The following is a 22,357-nucleotide window of genomic DNA, read 5'->3' as shown; positions in this document are numbered from 1 at the left end:
CTGCCTGCGGTCAGACGTACCGCGTCAGACCGAGTCTGCGAACGGTAGGTCTGACGTACCGTCAGACCGGCAGATCCGAGGTGCCTGCTTTGCGGTCAGACGTACCGTCAGACACGAGTCTGCGGACAAGTAGGCTTGACGGTACGTCTGACCGAGGGACAACGAATAATCACGGTCCAATCCGTAGTTAGTCATTTCACAATAACTGAATCAGAACAAAGACGTTACATTTATGAATCATACATTCTTACGCGTATTGTGCATCTGTGCACTCTTACCGCTGGCGGCCTGCAACGAGGATTTTCTGGTGCAGACCGACCCGAACGCCGTGTCAGCCGCCGATTACTACCAGTCCGAAAATGATGTGCTGCTGGGGTTGAACGGGGTGTACCAATCCCTGCGCAACAACAACGGAATCGCCGAAGGCAGCGGCCTGTTTTCGGAAGAACGGTCGGATAACACGGGCCGGAACGACAACCAGTCGAACGCCGGCGAACCGTTCCAGTTCAACGATTTTTCCATTCTGCCCAGCAATACGTACCTGAAGTCGCACTGGCTGGCGTTGTACCAGATTGTCACCCGCACCAATCAGGTGCTGGCCGGCATGGAGAACGTAACCTTTGCCAACGCCCAGACGAAGGCGCAGTACCAGGCCGAAGCGAAATTCATCCGGGCGCTGATCTACTTCCATCTGGTCCGCAAGTGGGGGGATGTGCCGCTGGTAACCCGGCCCCTGAACTCCGCCGATGAGGTACAGGCCAATACGTTCCGCGAGAAAAAAGAGAAAGTCTACGAGCAGATCGTGGCCGATCTGACGGAGGTCGTTAACAGCCCACTGCCCGACCACCAGCCCGCGTCCAGCAAAGGCCGGGTGTCGAAGGTCGCCGGACTGTCGCTGCTGGGGCAGGTGTACCTGACGATGGCAACCACCCTCGACCAGGCCAACCGCGCGGCTAACCTGAATCAGGCGAAAACCCACCTGACGAATGCCTACAGCAAGAAAGCATTCGGGGCACTGAAGGACATCCCGTATCAGGATGTATTCGACGTGTCGAAGAAATCGACCAACCCGGAAATTATTTTCCAGATCGTGTACCGGCAGGGCGACGTAAACTTTGCATCGAGCATCGCGGCTAACAACCAGGCTGCCGGCGAGACCATCAACTCGCTGCGCGTCTCGACCGGTTCGGGCGGCAACGTCAAGCCGGATCTGGTGAAGGAATACGAAGAAGGCGATCCGCGCAGGGATTTTTCCATCAGGTTCGCCAATGCCAGCAACGTACGCGATTATTTCATCACGAAGTACCGCGACACGAGCCCGGCGGCTGGTACCAACGGCTGGGGCGGCAACGACTGGATTCTGATTCGGTACGCCGACGTAATTCTGATGCTGGCCGAAACGCACCTGTACCTGGGTGAAGAAGCTACGGCCATTCAGTATCTGAACATGGTGCGCGAACGGGCCAAACTACCGACCTATGAGGTGGCGAGAAACAATCCGGCTTATAGCAGTAAGTACCCGACGCTGAAACTGGCTATTCTGCACGAACGGCGGGTGGAGCTGGCGTTCGAGAACCACCGCTGGTTTGATCTGCTGCGGTTCTTCACCCCGGCCGAACTAGTGTCATACATGCAAACCAAGAGCCAGGCCGATTATGGAACGGCCAAGGTGTCGAACTTCGGGACAAAGGATTATTACTATCCAATTCCGTTCGATGAGGTGAAGCTGAATCCGGAGCGTATGTACCAGAATCCGGGGTATTGAGCCGCGTTAACGTAACAATTTCTTAAACCATCCATGCCGGGCTGATTGGGTAATTTTACCAAAAAGCCCGGCATGCTTGTTCTCGTTACGACGTTCGCCTTCGTACAAACCCTCGTTGTTCTGTACCTGTTGCCGCTCCGACACGCGCAGTCCCGCGATTACAGCTACATCAAAGCCCTGCTGACGCTGGTGATTTTACACCTGGGCATTAAATTGTACCTTCTCGGTATTTTACACGACCCCGTTCTGTTTCGGCGGCTTAACAGCTTTACTACCTTTGCCTACGGGCCACTGGTCTATTTTCAGTACCGGCAACTGCTCGGTAAACCATTGTCCCGGCCTGTTCATATACTACATCTCATTCCGTTTTTCGCGGCTTTCGCTCTTTACATCTTCAGCGTGCTGACGCAGCTGCCCCTGAAAAACCCAGCCTTATTCAAGACGATTTTTACTCCATACGGAAACCTGGGTGTGATTTCGCTGCTGTTGTATCACAGCTATCTGCTGGTGATGCTACGCCGTAGTCCAATACCTTCCCAGGCTGATCAGAGCCTGCTACAACGAATCAGCGGATTGTTCATTGCGGCTGGTCTGACTGGAAAAGGGTCGAAACTGCTGACCGAGTGGCTCCAGATCGAATGGGAAGGCCACCTCATTCCATACCTGATTTTCGGTTTGATTTCGTTCGTCTGCCTTCGCTTTTTCTTTACTCAGAAGGCCGAATCTGCACCAACGCTTTCTGAAGAAATCGCTGTTCCATCCATTGAGGAAAACCGGCAGGCGGTTATGTATAAAAAATCGGGATTGACTCAGGATCAGATTGAGGAACAATGGCAGGCATTAGAAAGCCTCATGGAGCGCGAGAAACCTTACCGCAATCCTGAGCTTTCTCTAGATGACCTGGCCGGACGGCTCGCTATATCCCGGCAGCATACGTCCCAGATATTGTCGGTAAAGGCCGGAAAAAATTTTTACGTGTACGTCAACGAATACCGTGTGCAGGAGATGATTCGGTTATTGAACCAAAACCCCCGGGGCCGCCGTATGGCCGAGTTGATGCGTCAGGTTGGTTTCCAGTCAAAGACGACGTTCAATACGTATTTTAAGGCTGTAACCGGTATGAGCCCAACTGAGTACCAACGGCTTGTGTTAAGCGAAAGTAAGGCGAAGCGGGCACAATTTAAAAATAAGGTAAAACAAATAAGTAGTTGAAAGTTAATTAGTTGTGATTGGTAATGTCCGAGCCGTTCGGCCCGAACCGCGCCGAACGGCTCGGACGCCTGATCGCCGGTCGTCTGGGTAGATTCGCCGTCGAACCTATCAGATGATCGTCCAGAATGGAACACAACTGTTTACTTCTTCAGCTGCTCAAGGCCGTTCGTACGCCAGTATCTACACTCGTTATGGCGCTTCTGTTGAGCGCTGGTAGTCTGTTCGGACAAACGGCCATGATCAAAGGCGTCGTTTCTGACGACAAGGGCCAGCCCATCCCGGGAGTTAACGTCGTGATTAAAGGCACACTCAACGGAGCCGTAACGGATGCAACGGGCGCTTACGCGCTTACGCCCGCCAGGACGCTGAAACCAGGCGATGTACTGGTGTTTAGTTTCGTCGGTTTCGTAACGACCGAAGTGCCCCTCGCCAACAAGTCGCAAATTGACGTACAGCTTAAACCCAACGACCAGATGCTTAACGAAGTGGTTGTAACGGCGCTGGGTATCAAACGGGAAGAGAAGTCATTAGGTTACGCGGCCCAGACGGTCAGCGAAAACGCAGTGAAAGACGCGCGCACCAGCAACTGGGTCAATTCGCTGTCGGGTAAGGTAGCTGGGCTGAACATTCAGGGAACGGGCGCGGGACCGATGGGGTCGTCGCGGATTACATTGCGCGGGGAGTCGTCGCTGAACCTGGAAAACAATCAGGCTCTGATCGTAGTGGATGGTGTGCCGGTCAGCAGCCGGATCACGGGAACCGGTTTTACATCCCACCTCTCGCAGGATAGCCCGGTCGATTATGGGTCGAGCCTGTCGGATCTGAACCCAGATGATATTGAAAAGGTGACGGTGCTGAAAGGCCCCGGTGCTACGGCTCTATATGGAAGCCGGGCCGCGGGTGGTGCCATTATTATCACAACTAAATCGGGTGTTCGGAAAGATAAAGGCATCGGCATAACGGTCAACTCTAACGTCAACATTGAACAGGTAAATCGTTACCCCGATTATCAGTTTGAGTATGGCGAAGGACGTACCGATGCCTACTATTCCTACCTCGACAGCCAGGATGGTCCCAACACCAGTACGTCAGTGGCGGCTGGCCGGGCATGGGGACCGAGGTTTAATGGCCAGTCGTATTTTCAGTATAACCCCAATGCGCCCGACGGTAAACCAACCGAACGAACACCCTGGGTGCCCCACAAAGATTACATTTCTGGCTTCTTTCAGACCGGTGTCACGTATTCCAACAGTGTCGCACTGGAGGGCGGGGGCGAAAACGGATCTGCGCGAGTAGCAATAACGCATTTCAAGAACAAGTGGATCATTCCCAACACCGGCTTCGAGCGTATCAACGCAGCTTTGTCGGTGAATCAGAAGGTTGCCGACCGGCTCAAAATCAATGGGAAAGTCAATTACACGAACAAGAAAAGCGACAACCTGCCGGCCGCAGGCTACAATAACCAGTCGCTGATGTATTTTCTGATTATCGGCACGGCCCCGAACATCCGGCCGGAGTGGTTCAAGCCGTACTGGCAGCCTGGTCTGGAAAACGTACAACAGCGGAACCCGTTTAACCCCGGACCCGATAACCCGTATCTGGGTATGTACGAGATGTTGAACAAGATGAACAAGCACGGTGTCATCGGCAACGTATCCGCGAACTACACGTTCTCGGACAAACTGGACCTGCTCGTTCGTACGGGTCTGGATATGTCGTTTGAGTTTCGATCGCAGCAGCGGCCGTTCAGCATGACTAAGTATCCACGGGGCATGTATCGGGAGCAGAACGTTTTCAGTTATGAATCGAACACGGATTTCCTGCTCACCTACCGTGATAAACTAAGTAGCCTGATTGGCGTAACGGCTTCAGTGGGGGGTAACGCCATGCGGCAGACGTACGACTTCGCCGGGCTCTACGCCGACCAGTTGGCTCAGCCGGGCATTTACCAGATTTCAAACAGTCTGGACCAAGCCGTGGCTGATCCCCTGAAAACCCAGAAGGCTATCAACAGCTTATACGGAGCCGCCCAGTTCTCCTACGACGAGAAAATCTTCCTGGACGTAACAGGCCGCAACGACTGGTCGAGCACGCTGCCGTTTAAGAACAACTCGTTTTTCTACCCCTCGGTAAGTTCGAGCTTCCTGCTGAACGAACTGTTCACCCTGCCGCGGGCCGTCTCGTTCGCGAAGGTTCGGGCGTCGTGGGCGCAGGTAGGGAACGATACGCGTCCGTACCAGACGGCGAAGTATTATGACCGGATTTACGGCAATAACTTCACCAACCCATCAACGCTGTTTAATGCTGATTTGAAACCGGAAATTACGTCAAGCTATGAGTTTGGGGCCGACATCCGGTTGTTCAACAACCGGTTGGGCCTGGACGTAGCGGTGTATAACAACAACAGCCGCAACCAGATTTTGGCCATTCCGCTCGATCCGGTGTCGGGCTACGCCAACGCGCTCATCAACGCCGGTCTGATTAACAGCAAAGGTGTTGAACTGAAGCTGACCGCCAAGCCTATTGTGAACCAGACTTTTAGCTGGAACACAACGCTGCTCTGGTCGCGAAACCGCAGTTATGTCCGCGAATTAGCTGAGGGCATCACTAACCAGATTATTTACAATCACGGCGGTAACGTAACGATTGAAGCGCGGGTAGGCGGCCGGATGGGTGACCTTTACGGCCGTGGTTTCCAGCGGTCGCCGGATGGCCAGATCATCTACTCGTCGGTTGGCTTACCGGCTCCCCTCGACCCGGTGACGAAGAAATGGGGCAACGCCTTTGCCGACTGGAAAGCCAGCATTGCCAACGAATTTACGATCAAGAATGTGCGGGTTAGTGTGCTGGTCGATGGACAGAAGGGCGGCAGCATGTATTCACAGACCAACCACAAAAACAACACACTGGGTAAAACCACGGTGACGCTGCCCGGTCGCGATGGCGGTCTCATCGGCGACGGCGTAGTAAAGCAGCCCGATGGCTCGTTTGTGCCGAATACAGTGAAAGTGCCAGCCAGCGCGTACTATGACAACTATTACCAGATCAGCAACGCCGAGACGAACATCTTCGATGCGTCGTTCATCAAGATCCGGGAAGTCCGGTTTGAATTTAACCTGCCCGTGTCCTTACTGAGCCGGGTGGGGATCCGGCAAAGCAGTCTGGCATTCTTCGGGCGGGAACTGTTCAACTTTACGAAATTCCCTGGTTTTGACCCTGAGGGTGGCAACCTGAACAGTGGCACGTTGACGCCGGGCGTGGAGCTGACCCAGTTCCCCTCAACCCGCACGATGGGCGTAAACCTAACCTTCAAACTATAAGCGATCTGACATGAAAACGATACGTATCACAGGTATTTTTCTAACGTTGGTCGCCCTCTTGCAGACCGCCTGTACCAACAATTTTGACGAGTTGAATATTGATCCAAACCGCCCCCAGGAAATTACGCCGGGCGTTATGCTGGGACAACTGCAATACCGCATCGTGAATGCGAGCGTCTCGGCGGGCCGGTCATTTACCCACGAACTCATGCAGGTCGATGCGCCACGAGCCAGCACGAGCGGGGGTGGGCTGCACCGTTACGTGGTTAATCCGGGTGCTGGTGTCTGGTCGAACTTTTACACGAACATAACTGACATTGAAGATATCTACGCCATTGCCGACCGGTTAAAGGAAAACAACTACAAGGCCATTGCACTGGTCTACAAAAGCTGGGCGTACTCAATCCTGACCGACCTGTACGGCGACATTCCGTATTCGCAGGCAATCAAAGCGACGGAGGGCGTTTTCAATCCTGCCTTCGACAAACAGAAGGATATCTACGTTCAACTTTTGAAAGATCTCGAAACGGCCAACGGTCTGTTTGACGATACGAAAGCGCTGACGTACGGGGGTGATCTGGTCTACAACGCCAACGCCTTGTCGGGCGGGAAAAACGTGGGCATTCAAAAGTGGAAGAAGTTTGCCAATTCGCTGCGCCTGCGGCTGTTGTTACGTATCTCGAAGCGCGACGGGGAGATCAACGTCAGGGAGCAGATCAACGCCATTCTGGCTGATCCAATTAAGTATCCGGTCTTTGCAGCTAACGCCGACGAAGCTATTTTTCGCTACCCCGGTACATTCCCCTATTTCAATCCGTACTTCAACGCCCGAACGCTGGATTGGCGTGATGGTACGTATTTTACGGAGTTTTTTGTCAACAAAATGAACGCCGACAACGACCCGCGCCGGGCTATCTGGATGAATCCCGTGACGGTCAACGGAGCCAGTGTCTACCAAGGTATTCAGAGTGGTTATCCGACATCGCTGGAGTACGTGGTCGGGCGTAACTCCAGTTATACGGACCTCCTGAAAACCCTGCCGCAACTCGGCGTGATGATGCCCTATGCCGAACTCGAATTCATTAAAGCAGAACTGGCCCTGAAGGGATACAATACTGGAAAAACACCGAAAGCGCATTACGAAGCGGGTATCCGGGCATCGATGACGCAGTGGGGGGCTACGCTGCCGGCGGGGTATCTGGAGCAAAAAGGCGTTGCCTACAACGACAAAGCCGCATCCGAAAAGCAACTGGAGCAGATCATGCTACAGAAGTATTATGCATATTTCTTTGTCGATTATCAGTCGTGGTTTGAAAAGCGCCGAACCGGTTATCCCGTATTACCACGCGGGTCGGGCATTCCGGCGGAGAATAAGTTTCCGTCTCGGGTTCCATATCCGACGTATTTACAATCACTCAACCCCGAAAACCTGGCTACCGCCGTTGCTGCTATTGGTGGCGACCGCAGCGATGTCAAAGCGTGGTGGGAGCAGTGATGATCTTAAATGTGGCCGGCGCGGGTGTGTACTTGCGCTGGCTATATGATGAGCATTCGTCTGCAAAGGCGCGTAAAAAAAAATATAGAACCCCAATTTCACCATGAGAGCCGTTTTGATTTGTTTGGTATTTGCTGTTGCAACCAGTGTCTGGGCGCAGAAAAAGCCGGACCTCAATAAACTAGATGCCGAACTTGAAGCCCGGCGGGTGCTCCTGCCCAACGGCTGGGGACTGACTCCGGCGGGTCGCTCGTTTGAGGTGGGCGACCTGCCGCTGAACATTGCTGTGTCAAAGTCGGGTAAGCTCATGGCCGTGACTAATAACGGCCAGGGTACGCAGAGCATCCAGCTAATCGACGCTCGTGCCGAAAAGGTAATTGACAAAGTCGTTATTCCGAAGTCGTTCTACGGATTGCGGTTCAGTGGCGATGAGAAGTTTCTGTTCGCGTCGGGTGGAAACGACAACTGGATTCTGAAGTACGCTGTCAATAATAACAGGTTGGTACTGGCTGACAGCCTGATTCTCGGCAAGAAGATGACCGAGAAGATTTCACCGGTGGGTATTGAAGTCGACGATGCCCGCAACCGGCTCTACGTGGTAACGAAGGAAAGCAAGGCGCTACACGTCATTGATCTGGCTACCAAAGCCGTGGTACACAAGCAGGATTTAGGCCATGAAGCGTACACTTGTGTGCTGTCGCCGGATCGGAAGGAACTGTATATCTCGCTCTGGGGTGGCAGGCAGGTCGCCGTTTACGACCCCCAGGCCCGTAAGCTGACGCATACCATACCCGTTACGTACAATCCGAATGAGCTGATTCTAAACAAGAAGGGGACGTTTCTATTTGTGGCCAATGCGGGCGATAACAGCGTGTCGATCATTGACACAAAGGCCAAAAAAGTCATCGAAGTGCTGGACGCGGCTCTGTACCCAAACTCGCCGGTTGGGTCGGTGACGAACGGGCTGGCTTTGTCGAGCAATGAAAAACAGCTCTACATTGCTAATGCTGACAACAACTGCCTGGCCGTTTTTGACGTCAGCGAGCCGGGAAAAAGTACCTCGAAGGGGTTTATTCCGGTAGGTTGGTACCCGACCAACGTACGGGTAATCGGCAAACGCATCTTTGCCACGAACGGCAAAGGGTTCACGTCGTTTGCCAATCCGCAGGGCCCGCAGCCGGTGAGTCGTTCGGTTCGCTCCGAAACGCACCTGGGTGAAGTAAAAGCCAATGATCGGCTGCAGTACATCGGTAACCTCATGAAGGGAACCATGAGCATTATCGATGAGCCCGGTGAAGCCGCGCTATCGGTTTATTCGAAAAAGGTGTACGCCAACTCGCCCTACAAAAAGGAAAAAGAACTGATTGTTGATGGGGAACCGGGTAATCCAATACCTATGAAAGTAGGTGAGAAATCACCCATCAAATACGTGTTCTACGTAATGAAGGAAAACCGGACCTACGACCAGGTGTTCGGGGATATGAAAGAAGGCAACGGCGACTCGACGCTTTGCCTGTTTGGTGAAAAATACACACCGAATCAGCACAAGCTGGCCCGCGAGTTTGTGCTCTTCGATAATTTCTACGTTGACGCCGAGGTGAGCGCCGACGGGCACAACTGGAGCATGGCCGCCCATGCCAATGACTACCTCGAAAAAACCTGGCCCACCGGCTATGGTCGGCGCGGGGGCACGACGGAGGGCATGGGCCGCCGGCAGATTGCCAACGACAAAGACGGCTTCATCTGGGATTTCTGCAAGAGAAAGGGCGTCAGTTACCGCAGTTACGGTGTGTTTGTCGACAAAACGAAAGGCAACATTTCCGCACTGGACGACCAGCACGTTTGCGCTAATTTCACAACTTTTTACGTCAATAAAACCAAGGATACGACGCGCTTTTACCAGTGGAAACGCGATTTCGACTCGTTGCTGACCGCTAACGCCGTGCCTGCTTTTAACTCAATTCGGCTCGGCAATGACCATACGCACGGGCTGGCCGTGGGGCAGATGACGCCCTACGCCTGTGTGGCCGACAACGACCTGGCTGTAGGCTTGCTGGTTGAACATATCAGTAAAAGCCCGATCTGGATGGAATCCGCCATTTTTATTCTGGAAGACGACGCTCAGAACGGCCCCGATCATGTGGATGCGCACCGGTCGACAGCCCTGGTCATCAGTCCTTACACAAAGCGGAAGTTTGTTGACCATACGATGTACTCGACATCGGGCATGTTGCGAACGATAGAACTGATTCTCGGCTTGCCGCCCATGAGCCAGTACGATGCCGGAGCCACCCCCATGTTCCGGGCGTTTTCGGCTACGCCAACACTAACGCCGTACCAATCCGTTCCGGCCAACGTTGACCTCGACGCGCTCAATACCGCCGACACCCGCAGCGCACGGCGTTCGGCCGAACTGGATTTTGCCGATGTTGACCGTATTGACGATAATCTGTTCAACGAAATTCTCTGGAAAGGATTACGTGGTGAAGACGCCGTGCTGCCCGCTCCCCGCCGAAGCGCTTTCGTGCGGGTCGTGAACAAAGGCGATGATGACGATGATTAATCCGGATAAAAAAGAAGTATGTGGCTATAGTGTCAAATTGAAGTCCTATCAGGATCATGCCGGGCTATTGAGTTTATAACCCGATAACCCGACATGACCATGACAAGGCGAAAAAGAATCAGTCCGCCTGCGCAGCAGTCGGGCTACTCTTTCTCACCGGCGTGGCGGAAACGCGGATAGGGCTTGTCGCCTTTTGTGGCGAACCAGAGAATTTGGTTCATGAGTTCGTCTTCGCCGGTATCGATGCCTTCTTCTGCCTGCTCTACCGATTCGCGGGCATAGTGCAGCGCCTTGCCCCGCAGACTCGACAGGGGCTTGTTCATCTCATCCAGTGGAATCCGGTTTTGAAGGGCCGTAAAAGGCGTCGGGTCGGCTTTGTCCGTAAAGCAGTCGAACATGGGCAGAGCCGTGGCATCGATGACGTTCATGGGTGGCAGCCCCAATATCAGTTCCATCGTGCGCATCATCGACGTCTGGTTGTAGTTGGTCGAGACCGTCCGCCGAAGCCGGGAGTAAGGACTCACCACGAAGCCCGTCGTTCGGTAGGCCGAAATATGATCCCAACCCGACTGCGAATCGTCTTCGGTAATGAAAATAACGGTATTGTCGGCGAAACGGCTCTTCTGGATGGCTTCCACAATCCGCCCGACGGCCAGGTCGTTGTCTGCCACCATGGCCCGCGGGGTGGGAAACTGCGGACTCAGGCCCGCTGTGTGGTCGTTGGGCAGGGCCATGATCATCAGGTTCGGCCAGTCGTCGCCGGAACGGGCGGCTGCTGCGTTCAGATCGCGGATAAAGGCATCGGCCCGCATCTGGTCGCTGATCGTTTCATCGTCGCAGCCGGGAAAATCCATCGCCAGAATGGGCTGCACCCGCGAAATGGTGGTTGTGTTGGTGTAGGAAAACGGTTGCCCGGCTTCGCGCATCTGGTACAGCTTCTGCCAGTCGTACTGTTTCTTGTCGAACTGGCAGGTGCAGGCTTCGCCGTAGATGCGGACCGTTTTGCCGTGGTCGAGGGCGTTGTTCCAGATCATGCCTTTCTTGTTGTACACCAGCGCATCGTAGAGGACGTGCGGGTACGACCGGAACCACGCCCGAACGCTTTTTTCGGTGTAGTCGGTCACCATCGCGGCATCGGCCCAGTGGTGGCCTTCGGCGGAGGATTTGCCCGATACGTGGTAGTTGTCGAGCAGCATGAACTCGCGGGCCAACTGGTGCTGATTGGGCGTCACACTGTCGCCGAATACGCAGAGCGACGGCATACCGCGGCCTTCCCGCATATCGCCCAGCACCTGATCGTAGGTGCGGTTTTCCTTGATGATGTACACCACGTGTTTGAACACCGACGGTTCGCCGATCCGTTCGGGAACGGGCCGGGGCCTGGCATCCGGACGGGGTAGCTGCTCGGCCAGTGCCAGCCGGAACTGCAGGCTCAGCTTCCGGACCTGATCGGTGTATTTCGTCAATTGAGCATCAGTCGGAACGGGAATGACCGACAGCGTAGCCAGCTGCCGGTGGGCCGTGTAGGCCTCCTGACCGGGTTTCATGGGATCGGCGGTCCGGTTGTTGCCCAGATCGACAGCTGTGGCAATGCGGGCTCCGCTGCCTTCGAGGTTGGTTACGTAGAGGTCGTTGCCCAGAGAAAGAACCCCGCCGGGATAAGCCTGGGTCGGAATGTAGCCCCGAACCTGTCTGTCGGCCACCGACACCACCGCCAGGGCGTTGTCGAGCCCATTGGCGACGTAGAGCGTGCGGCCCGACGAGTCGAGGGCCAGGGCGTTGGGCGTACTGCCGATGTAGGACGTTTGCCCCCGAAACAGGCCTACCGGAATGGAATCCGTCACCTGTCGGGTCTGCGCGTCGATGACCGATACGTGGTCGCTGTTGCCGTTGGCGACGTACAGCCGCTGACCCAATCGGTCGGGGATGATGGCGTTGGGGTGCAAACCAACCCGCAGTTCGGTGTCGGGGCGACCCGTTTTCTGGTCAATGACCGATACGGTTCCCTGCACGATTGCGCCCGTCCGCGGATCAACGTAGGCGCTGCCCCAGGGTACCCCCGCCGTTTCGCGCTGCTGGGTTGAGTCCGGCACCGGCCCGGCCCAGTTCGTTACGTAGGCACGGTCGCCGGCCAGCGCGACGCCGAAAGGAGCCACACCCGTGGGGGCCGTCCAGACAACGGTCCTATCCGCAAACCGAACTTTGGCGAGCTGGTTATTGCCGTTCAGGACAACGTAGAGATAAGGTTCACCCGCTTCCAGACTGACCGCTACGTCGTTGGCGAGCGCAATGGGGGCGGGGGCTACGGCGCTGAACGGAATCAAGCTGACCGACCCGATTTTGCCGCCCGCCCAGGTGGCTACCATCACGCCCGACTTACCCCGTTCCCGCTCCGACGCTCCCCATACGATGTACGTCTGGTTCTGGTATACAAACGTCTCAATGCCCGAGTAGGTGCTCATCATCGATTTGTACTCAGGAACGCTGCTGAACGCCCACCGCTGCCCGATTTTTTGGCTGGCCCGGTCGAGGATGGCGATGCCGTAGCGGTCTTCGATCACCAGCTGCTGTCCGCCCGGCAGCACGGCCAGGTCGAGTGTGTGGTTCTCCAGCCTGGGATCGCCGTAACTCAGCACTGTTCCGGCCGATTGGGTAAGCCGGTTGTAGGGCATAATCAGGGGCGACTTTTCGTTGAGTACCCGCTTGTCGGCACGGTGGCGGTACGCCCGCTGGGGGCGCTGAGCACTGACGGACAGGCTTATGGCCAGCCAGGTGCACAGGGTAATCACGGTTAACTTAGTCATTGTCAGCGAAGGAAAGGGTTGAGCCGAAGATACGTACCCCCGTTGAAACTCACGACGTAATCGGACGGAAAATGCGTGCTTTTGGCGTAGTAATCCGTGGTGATGATCTGCGCCCCCGACGCACAGGCGGCTTCAAATTTGCGGGTATCGTTCAGACGGGCCTCGCGGGTGTCGGCATCAGCGCGGGTCCGGACGAGGTAGCCTTTTTTAACCAGTTCCCGAATTTTAGCACCATCGGCAATCGGGTCGTTCAGGATCAGGAAAGCGGCTTCGGGCGTACCCGGCTCGGCATTCGTGAACAGCACCCGGCCTTTCAGAGAGGGGTGCCCGGCGATGTAGGCCGCCCGTTTAGTTTCCGACTCGTCGAGCACGAACATGAACTTGCCCCGGGCGGCTTTCACCATCGGCCAGTTGCCGGCCAGCACGGCTTTTTCGAGAGTTTCGGAGCGGCCGCGCACGTCGTCGGGCGTAATCAGCTTCCCGCGGCCGAGTCCGGCCAGGATGGTACTGTCCAGTTGGTCATACACCCGGGCCGTAAACGGCTCAGGCACCGTGAAGCCCGGCTGGTCGATCTTGTCATCCTTCGCGTTCATGGTGATAAAAACCGGGTAGTGGTTCGGGTGGGCCGCCGACCAGCGTTTCAGCTCGTCGAGGCAGGCCGCGAACGTCAGGCAGTTCGACCGGAAATCAATGTCCTGAATGTGCAGCACTTTAAACCCCGGCGCGTTCATCACGCCGTCCGGATCGTACGGTTTTTGCCCCTTAGCCAATGCCAGCCCTTTCGGGTGGGCGTATTTGCCGCCTTTAGTATCGGCGTACACATCAATTTCGAGGTTCTGCAACCCCAGGTTAAGCTGCTCCGACAGGCTGATGTGGCTATACTCGATGGCTTTAAAGCGGCTGGGTCGACGTTCGACTGAATCCGTGCGGGTCAGCAGGGCAAACAAGGCCGGGTCGATGGCCTGTTTGTAACTGTTGTGCGAGCCGATCACCTGAATCTGATTGAGCCTGGCGGAATCGATGTCGGGAAGGGTGAACGAAGCCGCCACGACGAGGGCGACAAGAGGAAGACGTTGTTTCATGGTTAACTAAGCGAAGCCTTGATGGTTGAAAGTTACGGCCCCCTGTATTACCCCTACGTTAAATGTTGCGGGTACGACGGAGCGCCAGGACGCGTCGGTCGGTTTCGGACTTCTTATCGAATGCACCAATCAAGTGGCCGGTCATTTTCGTTAGACATGGGAGGGAACGGTCTTCCTACCGAAGTGTTACCCGGCAATCAATCAACAGAATGGCCCGACAGGATTTACAAACGGAGTATATTATCACGCAGCAAGCCTACGAAAAAGCCCTTGCGAGCTTACCGGAACAGGGAACCGATCAACAGAAAGCCCACTCGGTGGGTGTGGTGGCCAAGCAGTACCGCCTGAACGTAAGCAACACCATCAATGCCGGCAAATGGGCCATGTGGTCGATCAGTGAAGAATCCTTCGAGTTTACCTGGCAGGACGGCGCCTGGCAGCCGCCGGCCAACCTGGTGGTCCTGAAAGATGGTAATCGGTAAGCCGGCGTTCAGGCGTATTACCGGGCGGCAAGTGGTTTCACCGACACCTCTTTGAAGAAGACCACATCGTTGGCTCCGTGATTCTGTAAGCCGATGTACCCCGCCGTGGGGCGTCTTCCGCGGTACGGTTCAAAGTCAAATTTGCGGGCCGGAACCGGCTGCCCTTCCCGGTAATCGGTCACCTTTACGCCGTTCACGGTCACGATCGTACGGTCGCCATCCAACGTAATCTCCATGGTGTTCCAGCTGGGGCCGGGTTTTCCGGGCTTGGCCAGCGGTTTGGTCAGGGAGTAAAGCGTGCCCGTTACGTGGTACTCGTCTTCGTTAGACGTTTCGGGGTGGTTGTCGATCTGCACTTCATAGCCGTAATGGACCGGCATCCATTCTTCCCGCGGTTCGACGGGGATGCGGATAAAGACGCCTGCGTTACTGTTTTCTTTTTCCATGCGGTACACAATGCGCAGGGTGCAGTTGCTGAACGTCTCTTTGGTCCAGTAGAGCAGTCCCATCCCGCCATGCCCCCGAATCAGGCCTTTATCGACCGACATACGCCCCTGCCCAACGTGTTTCCAGCCGCTCAGGTCTTTGCCGTTGAATAGCTGGCGCCACCCCCTGGCGACGGTCTGCGTGGGTGTCGATGCAGTTCCGGCAGCGAACGAGTCGGCCGATCGAAAAGAGACCAGGGCCAGCCCTGACGCAACAAGCAGACTCAGACAAATGAAGCCGGTCAAGTAAGGAATTCGTTTCATACGGGATGAAGAACACAAACGGTCTGAAAAAGTACTGTCCTGCCCGGTAGGGGCACTTTTGCCATTCCGGGATACGGAGAAACTTCGGGTGACGGGAAGAAGGCCTCTGGTTTCAGAAGATGCCTCGTATTTCGGAACGATAAAAAAGTTGGGGTCGTCCCGGCAAATACTGAGTAAATAAAGCAAGCCGACGTATCTACTGATAAGGGTGGAAAGAAATGTGGGATCACCCCGAACGGCCCAGCCTGACGCCGGGTGCGCTTACGGCGATTTCACCGTATCTTGCCGGCTCAGGTGACGACACAATCAGCCGTACCTGACAAAGACCCTCAACCTAATTCGTAAACGTAATTTCATGGAGTACAGAAGGCTCGGGAAGACCGATATGCACGTATCCAGCATTGGGTTTGGTGCATCGCCCTTAGGAAACGTCTTCGACACAACGGACGAGCAGGACGCCATTCGGGCGGTTCATTCGGCCATTGACCACGGCATCAATTTCTTCGATGTCGCCCCGTTTTATGGTGATACGCTCGCCGAACAGCGTCTGGGGAAGGCTCTTCTCAACAAACGAAACGACATTCTGCTGGCCACCAAATGCTGCCGGTATGCAAACGGGGTCTTCGATTTCTCCTACCAGCGGGTTATGACCAGCATCGACGAATCGCTGGAGCGACTGCAAACGGATTACGTCGATCTCTTTCAGGTTCATGACATCGAGTTCGGCGACCGGGAGCAGGTGCTGAACGAGGCCATTCCGGCGGCACTGGCCTTGAAAAAGCAGGGCAAAGCGCGCTACGTCGGTTTTTCGGGCCTGCCGGTTCGGTACCTGGCGCAGATCGCCCGCGAAGTAGAGGTCGATACGGTTCTCTCCTGGGGGCACTACACCCTGCTCAACGACGAGATCAACGACGAACTGGTTCCCCTGTCGAAGCAGAAAGGATTTGGCTTGCTGAATGCGGCTCCGCTGATGCAGCGCATCCTGTCGGATGCGCCCATTCCGGCCTGGCAGAATTCGCCCCAGCCGGTTAAAGACCTGCAGCCGAAGCTTCTTGACCTGTGCCGTGAACACGGCATAGCGCTGAGCGACGTAGCGATCCGGTTTGCCCTGGATCATCCGGCCATTGCCACCACCATCATCGGTATGAATGCGCAGCGGCAGGTCGACCAGAACGTGCGCGTCCTCGATTTTACCATTCCCGACGGCCTGCTCGAACGCATTGACGCGTTGGTAGCGCCGGTTAAAAACTGGATGTGGTTTGAAGGGAAACCCGAGAATAATGTGCGTAAACCGAACGAAATCAATGAATAAAATACGTGCGCTGGTTCTGGTTGAACCCGGCAAAACGGAAGTGCGGGCGATCGATATGCCGCGGCCCGGCGACGGCGACGTCCTGTTGCAGGTGAGTCGGGTAGGGTTTTGCGGGGGGGATCTGAATGGCTTCCGGGGTCTGTTTGAGTTACAGGAATACCCAAACGTACTGGGTCATGAAGTGGGTGCTACCATTATCGACGCTGGCCCGAGTGTGCCGGCATCGTTTCGGCCGGGGATGCGGGTAACCGTCAACCCGTATCTGAACTGCGGGCGGTGCATCTCCTGTCGGAAGGGACGCCCCAATGCCTGCCAGGATAACAAGACGATGGGCGTTCGGCGGCCGGGGGCTATGACGCGGTACATTGCCGTGCCCTGGGAGAAGCTGCATACGTCCGATGCCCTTTCGGTACGGGAACTGGCGCTGGTCGAACCCCTGACGGTTGGCTTCCACGCGGCAGCCCGTGGTCGGGTGGACGCCGGGGAGAAGGTAGCCGTGATTGGGTGTGGAATTGTCGGCATGGGTGCCATAGCCTCGTCGGTGAACCGGGGGGGCGAGGTCATTGCAATCGATATTGACGATGCCAAAATGGAGATTGCCCGCAAAGCCGGCGCTGCCCACACCATCAACACCACGAAGGTGGATCTGCACGAAGCGCTGATGCAGATCACCGACGGCGATGGTCCCGATGTCGTGATTGAAGCGGTCGGCCATGCGGCTACGTACCGCGCGGCTGTCGATGAGGTGGCCTACACGGGTCGGGTCGTTTATATCGGCTACGCCAAACAGCCGGTGGCTTATCAGACCGGTACGTTCGTGCGCAAGGAAGTCGAAATATTAGGCTCCCGCAACTGCCTGGGCGACTTCCCGGACGTAATCAGCTATCTGGAGTCGGGGCGGTTCCCCGTCGACGCGGTAATCAGCCGAACCGTCAGCCTGGATGAAGCCGGGGCTGCGCTGGCCGACTGGTCGGCAAATCCGGGACCCATTACAAAAATAATGGTTGATCTGGATGACTAGCCGCATGAAATCCTGCGTAACCATTGCGTTGGTGCCGTCGATCCGAACGGGGCCCTGGATTTACTGGGACGATCTGGAAGCGGGTATGCAGAAAGCCGCCACGCTGGGGTTTGATGCCGTTGAACTCTTCACCGCTTCGACAGACGCCATCGCCCCCAACCAACTGACCGCATTGGGCGAGCAGTATAACCTGGCGATAGCCGCGGTTGGGACCGGGGCCGGTAAAGTCATGCATGGACTAACGTTAACCGACCCGGACCCCGCTGTTCGGGCTAAGGCCAGGCAGTTTATTCAGGACATGATCGAATTCGGCGCGCAGGTTCAGGCTCCGGCCATTATTGGCTCCATGCAGGGGAACGCAGCGCCAACCGCATCGCGGCAGCAGGCTCTAGATTGGTTGGCCGAGGGGCTGAACCAACTCGGTGACTATGCCGAACGCCAGGGCGTACCGTTGATTTACGAGCCGCTGAATCGCTACGAAACCAACCTGATCAACCGCCTGGACGACGGCGTTGCTTTGCTTACTACGTTGGCAACCCGTAACGTGCGCCTGCTGGCCGATCTGTTCCACATGAATTTGGAAGAAGCGTCGTTGCCCGACAGTATCCGCTCGGCGGGGACGGCTATTGGGCATGTTCATTTTGCCGACAGTAACCGCCGTCCCGTTGGCTTCGGGCACACGGAGATGAATGGGATCGTCGAGGCCCTGACCGAGATTGGCTACGGCGGTTATATCTCCGCCGAAGCGTTTCCCTGGCCTGATCCCGATGCGGCCGCTGAGCAGACGATCCGTGCCTACCAACAGTATTTTGTGTCAAGTCATTAACTCACCTCGTTTCCGCTTCGGACAGAAGCATCCCCTATGCAGCGATTCTGTTTAACCCTCGACCTGAAAGACGACCCTGACCTGATCAAGGAATACGAAGCCTGGCACGCGCCCGGTAAAGGCTGGCCCGAGGTTCGGCAAAACGACCTGGCTACCGGTGTACTCGATCTTCAGATTTACCGGTTCGGCACCCGAATGGTGATGATTCTGGAAACCGACGACAATTTCTCGTTCGAGAAAAAAGCCGCCATGGACGCCGGCAACCCCCATGTTCAGCGCTGGGAGGAGCTGATGTGGAACTACCAGCAGGCCGTACCGGGTGCTAAACCCGGCCAGAAGTGGGTGCTGATGGAACAGATTTTTCAGTTCGAAAAGTAAGAAGCCAACTGACGTCTGACCCTGGCCCAGGCTGATTACAGGGCCTTCCCTTCGATGAGCAATACCCGGGCAATGGATTGGTCTTTCAGGGGCAGACAGGCCAGTCGCTGGGGGTTGTCGCGGTAGGCTTCAAAATCGGTCTGCCTGGGAAAACAAACCAGGTGAATTTCGTAGGGGTAGCCAATGCTGGTCGTCAGCACGGCGGACCGGGGTGGTCGTATCCGGTACAGCAGTTCGCCGTTGAACTGGCTGAGGAGCGGCAGCACCTGCTCTTCAAACGATTCAAATATGGCTTCCTGCCCCTCAACGACGAACAGCACCTGAGTATAGTATACCATCGGGCAACGGATTGAGTAGTGAAACGATCCAGACGGCACGCAGCGGCCGCTACCGGCTGAGTCTGGTCGGCCTGGACTACCGATGCCGCTAAAATGATGAATTTTGCTGAAAAGGATGCCCGGCTTACGTACGATGTAAAGATAAATCCGGAAATGTGCGCCACCGAAGGTTAGCCGGCGTTGGGTTCCTGCTTTAATAAGCAACAACTAATCAAGGTTTCTTAATGACAACCCGCAGATCGTTTCTGAAAAATACCGGCGGCTACCTGACCATGGCGGGCTTCAGTCCGGTGCTGGCTGCCGGCAACGCTACCCAACCCGTCAGTGCGCCCGATGAGGACTTGTTTAAACTCGGCATGGCCGGGTACTCCTTCGTTCATTTTAAACTGGATCAGGCGCTTGAGATGATGCGTAAGGTGGATGTACGCTATTTGTGCATCAAAGATTTCCACCTGCCGCTCGACAGCACCCCGGAACAGATTGCCGCGTTCCACGAAAAGCTGAAGCAATCCAACGTAACGGGCTACGCCGTCGGACCGATCTACATGAAAACCGAAGCGGAGGTCGACCGGGCGTTTGAGTATGCCAAACGGGTGGGGGTGAAGCTCATCATCGGCGTACCGAATACCCAGCTTTTGCCGTACGTCGATAAAAAAGTGAAGGCGTACGACATGCGGTTTGCGATCCACAACCACGGGCCGGATATTGAACTCTATCCCAATGCAGTGTCTATCTGGAAAGAGATCAAAGACCTTGATTCACGCATTGGTTTCTGTTTCGATATGGGACACGACCGCCGGAATGGTGATGATCCCGTTGCGGATCTGCAAACGTACGCCAAGCGCATTTTTGACATCCACCTCAAAAACGTAACGGCGGCTTCCAAAGAAGGAAAAACCTGTGAACTGGGCCGGGGAGTAATCGATATCCCTGCGTTCGTCGGCGCACTCCGAAAGGTTGGGTATACGGGTTCCTGCAGCCTGGAATACGAAAAAGATATGAAAGACCCACTGGCGGGCATTGCCGAATCCGTTGGTTATTTTCGGGGCGTCTGCGACGCTACCCGCCCGGGCAAACGCAAATCCTGATCCTGCTACGTACCTGCCGTTGGTTCGTTGAAGCGGATGGACCACCCCCGCGTAAACCGTTGCTGCGCTCAGCAGTTATAGGGAGCATGAAACAGATCGTCTATACGTTGCTCATTGCCGGGCTAAGCGCTTGCGCCACCGGTAAAAATGGAAATGAGAATACGGGTCGGCAGCAGCGGCTGCGGGTGGCAGTCGGCGAAATTAAGGAAATCAGGCTGGCCAGTCAGGGCGACAGTACCATCCAGCTGATCGGTTCGTCGGACAATACTGAAGTCGTCGAAGTATCCCGTCGACAACTCGCTCCGCCCGTCGATACGTTGACTCGCGACAATTCCGGGCCGGCTATCTTCGAGATCAAAGGCGTGACCACCGGTACTGCCAAAGTCGTGTTCAGCGAGAAGCGGGCCGGTGAGCAGGGGAGTGGTCAGCCCCGCAAGACCTACGTAGTGCAGGTCGTGACAAAGTGATCTCAGCGGTTGCTGACCTGCTTTGGATCAACGGTGACAAGCAGGCGCCGGTAGCCGAACAGGTTTGGCGTGCCGTTGTCCCTTACCTCGCAGATTAAGTGGATATCGACGGGTTTGTCAACCGTTGGGGCCGTAAACCGGGCCGTTGGCGTAGCGCTGCCCGTTAAGGCTAATGCACCGGCATACGTTCCGGCTTCTTTGTACACGAACCAGTTGTAAGTCACCGCGTGCCCGTCCGGATCGCTGGTTCCGCTGGCATCGGCCGTTACGGTTGCGCCCGGTGCTACGGTCAGTCGAACGATGGCCTTGCCCTTGTCGCCCTGGAGGGCAACAACCGGATTATGGTTAGCGTCGGCGTAGTTCGCTGCTACGCACCAGTCCATGCGGGCGGCAAAATCGTGCTGGAATGCTTCGCGCCACCGCCAGATCGTGGCCTGATCCGACACGTAGGTTTTGCCGTCCTGAGCCACCACCTCATCGCGCGAATCCTGCGAGTTCGTCCAGATGGGGTGCGTTTCGGCGTAACACTGGTACCAGACGTAGCGTCCGCCCCAGCCGCCGTACGCCGGACTCAGGCTGCTGCCCAGGCCGTTGTTGACCAGCCCCAGAAACGAGGGGGTATCGCCTTCCATGATATAAGCCAGTTTAGGATACAGCGCTCCCAGCGGACCGTGGTTCTTCATGACATGCTGCTCCAGCCAGGGGTTGTCGACCAGCGTAAAATGGTGCATGGGTCCGTTGCGGTACTGACGATCCCCCGAAATACCGGTCCAGGTTGCCCGCCAGTATTCGCGCCAGTCGGTATTGCTGGGGCTCACTACGTAGAAAAGACCGGGAAACTCCAGCCGGAGCCATCGACCCGAATCGTCCTGATCAGAGATGGAGTAGACCCGTAATTTGGCGACGAATTTATCCAGCTCGGGTTTACTGCGGGACTGACGAACATCCCAGAGCGCCTGCGCCAGGCAGTTGGCCCCACCCCACATGCTTACCCAGACGGGCCGGTCGTCTGCCCGATCGACCGCTTTGACGATGAGCTGCGACCCGGACGACGTTTTGCCCGCTCCTACGCCTGCCATACCATACAGCGGTACGTGTTCAGTGACCCCTGCCATCAACTGCTCTTTTGTTGGGTAACCCGGCGCGTGCTTCAGCAGGTTGGTACGTACCTGTCCGTAGGCGTCAATGGCTTCCACAATTTTGTCTTTCCGGACCTGGCCCCGCAGGTGAGTCGACGTAGTCGCGACGATGCCTTCAACGTCGTATTCGTTGGCATAGACCAGAAACCGCACCAGCGATTCCTGATCGTCGGGTTCGTTGGTGATGTCGGTCAGAACGATGACCCGTGGTTTGGGCACATTCGTGAGCTGAACCGCCTGAGCCTGTGCAATATACGTTATAGAAAAGAAGAGAAACGTCAGCAGCAGACTGACAGGTGGAAGGCGGAGCATGGCA

The 22,357-nt window shown here is 55.9% G+C and carries 17 protein-coding genes; 12 read left to right on the top strand and 5 right to left on the bottom strand.

Annotated features, from left to right (window positions below):
- The first annotated feature begins 232 nt into the window (after positions 1–232).
- From DYU11_RS12920 to DYU11_RS12900, 5 genes are all read left to right on the top strand, one after another.
- The gene (locus DYU11_RS12920) at positions 233–1,765 is read left to right on the top strand and encodes a RagB/SusD family nutrient uptake outer membrane protein (protein ID WP_119668075.1); all 1,533 of its coding nucleotides are present in this window, start codon (positions 233–235) and stop codon (positions 1,763–1,765) included.
- Positions 1,766–1,837: 72 nt separating this feature from the next.
- The gene (locus DYU11_RS12915) at positions 1,838–2,977 is read left to right on the top strand and encodes a helix-turn-helix domain-containing protein (RefSeq protein WP_147367934.1); all 1,140 of its coding nucleotides are present in this window, start codon (positions 1,838–1,840) and stop codon (positions 2,975–2,977) included.
- A 191-nt stretch (positions 2,978–3,168) separates the two neighbouring features.
- Positions 3,169–6,297 carry a SusC/RagA family TonB-linked outer membrane protein gene (locus DYU11_RS12910; RefSeq protein ID WP_229365811.1) on the top strand — a complete coding sequence of 1,043 codons (3,129 nt, stop codon included), beginning with the start codon at positions 3,169–3,171 and terminating at the stop codon, positions 6,295–6,297.
- A gap of 10 nt (positions 6,298–6,307) precedes the next feature.
- The gene (locus DYU11_RS12905) at positions 6,308–7,792 is read left to right on the top strand and encodes a SusD/RagB family nutrient-binding outer membrane lipoprotein (protein WP_119668072.1); all 1,485 of its coding nucleotides are present in this window, start codon (positions 6,308–6,310) and stop codon (positions 7,790–7,792) included.
- 103 nt (positions 7,793–7,895) lie between these two features.
- Positions 7,896–10,355 carry an alkaline phosphatase family protein gene (locus DYU11_RS12900; RefSeq protein ID WP_119668071.1) on the top strand — a complete coding sequence of 820 codons (2,460 nt, stop codon included), beginning with the start codon at positions 7,896–7,898 and terminating at the stop codon, positions 10,353–10,355.
- Positions 10,356–10,498: 143 nt separating this feature from the next.
- Here DYU11_RS12900 and DYU11_RS12895 read toward each other — a convergent pair whose 3' ends face one another.
- Both DYU11_RS12895 and DYU11_RS12890 read right to left on the bottom strand, forming a co-directional pair.
- A complete protein-coding gene (locus DYU11_RS12895) occupies positions 10,499–13,159 on the bottom strand; it encodes a YncE family protein (protein ID WP_119668070.1) in 2,661 nt (886 codons plus the stop codon).
- Between the two features lie 2 nt (positions 13,160–13,161).
- Positions 13,162–14,241, bottom strand: coding sequence for a phosphatidylinositol-specific phospholipase C1-like protein (locus DYU11_RS12890; RefSeq protein WP_119668069.1), 1,080 nt, complete (start codon positions 14,239–14,241; stop codon positions 13,162–13,164).
- Between the two features lie 209 nt (positions 14,242–14,450).
- Between DYU11_RS12890 and DYU11_RS12885 the strand changes: the two genes are divergently transcribed.
- Positions 14,451–14,723: a hypothetical protein gene (locus DYU11_RS12885; RefSeq protein ID WP_119668068.1), complete on the top strand. Its 273-nt coding sequence runs from the start codon at positions 14,451–14,453 to the stop codon at positions 14,721–14,723.
- A 17-nt stretch (positions 14,724–14,740) separates the two neighbouring features.
- On the opposite strand, the gene DYU11_RS12880 is transcribed toward DYU11_RS12885, so the two are convergent.
- The gene (locus tag DYU11_RS12880) at positions 14,741–15,472 is read right to left on the bottom strand and encodes a 3-keto-disaccharide hydrolase (RefSeq protein WP_119668067.1); all 732 of its coding nucleotides are present in this window, start codon (positions 15,470–15,472) and stop codon (positions 14,741–14,743) included.
- A gap of 355 nt (positions 15,473–15,827) precedes the next feature.
- Here DYU11_RS12880 and DYU11_RS12875 point away from each other — a divergent pair, with 355 nt between their 5' ends.
- The 4 genes from DYU11_RS12875 to DYU11_RS12860 are packed head-to-tail and all read left to right on the top strand — an operon-like array spanning position 15,828 to position 19,009.
- On the top strand, positions 15,828–16,784 hold the full coding sequence (locus DYU11_RS12875) for an aldo/keto reductase (RefSeq protein WP_119668066.1): 957 nt from the start codon (positions 15,828–15,830) through the stop codon (positions 16,782–16,784).
- The gene (locus DYU11_RS12870) at positions 16,777–17,805 is read left to right on the top strand and encodes a zinc-binding alcohol dehydrogenase family protein (protein WP_119668065.1); all 1,029 of its coding nucleotides are present in this window, start codon (positions 16,777–16,779) and stop codon (positions 17,803–17,805) included. The genes DYU11_RS12875 and DYU11_RS12870 overlap by 8 nt, the downstream gene beginning before the upstream one ends.
- Before the next feature lie 4 nt (positions 17,806–17,809).
- Entirely contained in the window at positions 17,810–18,631 is an 822-nt protein-coding gene (locus tag DYU11_RS12865) for a sugar phosphate isomerase/epimerase family protein (protein ID WP_199736719.1), read from the top strand.
- A gap of 36 nt (positions 18,632–18,667) precedes the next feature.
- Positions 18,668–19,009, top strand: coding sequence for an L-rhamnose mutarotase (locus DYU11_RS12860; protein WP_119668063.1), 342 nt, complete (start codon positions 18,668–18,670; stop codon positions 19,007–19,009).
- Positions 19,010–19,044: 35 nt separating this feature from the next.
- Here the strand turns inward: DYU11_RS12860 and DYU11_RS12855 are convergent, their stop codons facing one another.
- Positions 19,045–19,347, bottom strand: a complete 303-nt coding sequence (locus tag DYU11_RS12855; RefSeq protein WP_119668062.1) for a DUF1330 domain-containing protein — start codon at positions 19,345–19,347, stop codon at positions 19,045–19,047.
- A gap of 224 nt (positions 19,348–19,571) precedes the next feature.
- Between DYU11_RS12855 and DYU11_RS12850 the strand changes: the two genes are divergently transcribed.
- Positions 19,572–20,435, top strand: coding sequence for a sugar phosphate isomerase/epimerase family protein (locus tag DYU11_RS12850; protein ID WP_119668061.1), 864 nt, complete (start codon positions 19,572–19,574; stop codon positions 20,433–20,435).
- An 86-nt stretch (positions 20,436–20,521) separates the two neighbouring features.
- A complete protein-coding gene (locus tag DYU11_RS12845; protein WP_119668060.1) occupies positions 20,522–20,902 on the top strand; it encodes a protease inhibitor I42 family protein in 381 nt (126 codons plus the stop codon).
- A gap of 2 nt (positions 20,903–20,904) precedes the next feature.
- Here DYU11_RS12845 and DYU11_RS12840 read toward each other — a convergent pair whose 3' ends face one another.
- Positions 20,905–22,353 (bottom strand): DUF1593 domain-containing protein, encoded by a 1,449-nt coding sequence (locus DYU11_RS12840; RefSeq protein WP_119668059.1) that lies wholly within the window; start codon positions 22,351–22,353, stop codon positions 20,905–20,907.
- Positions 22,354–22,357 lie beyond the last annotated feature (4 nt).

The organism is Fibrisoma montanum, from assembly GCF_003583365.1.
In the GTDB taxonomy this organism is placed as follows: domain Bacteria; phylum Bacteroidota; class Bacteroidia; order Cytophagales; family Spirosomataceae; genus Fibrisoma; species Fibrisoma montanum.
The sequence above is the reverse complement of the archived record's forward strand: the minus strand, read 5'-3'. Positions and strand labels throughout refer to the sequence as shown.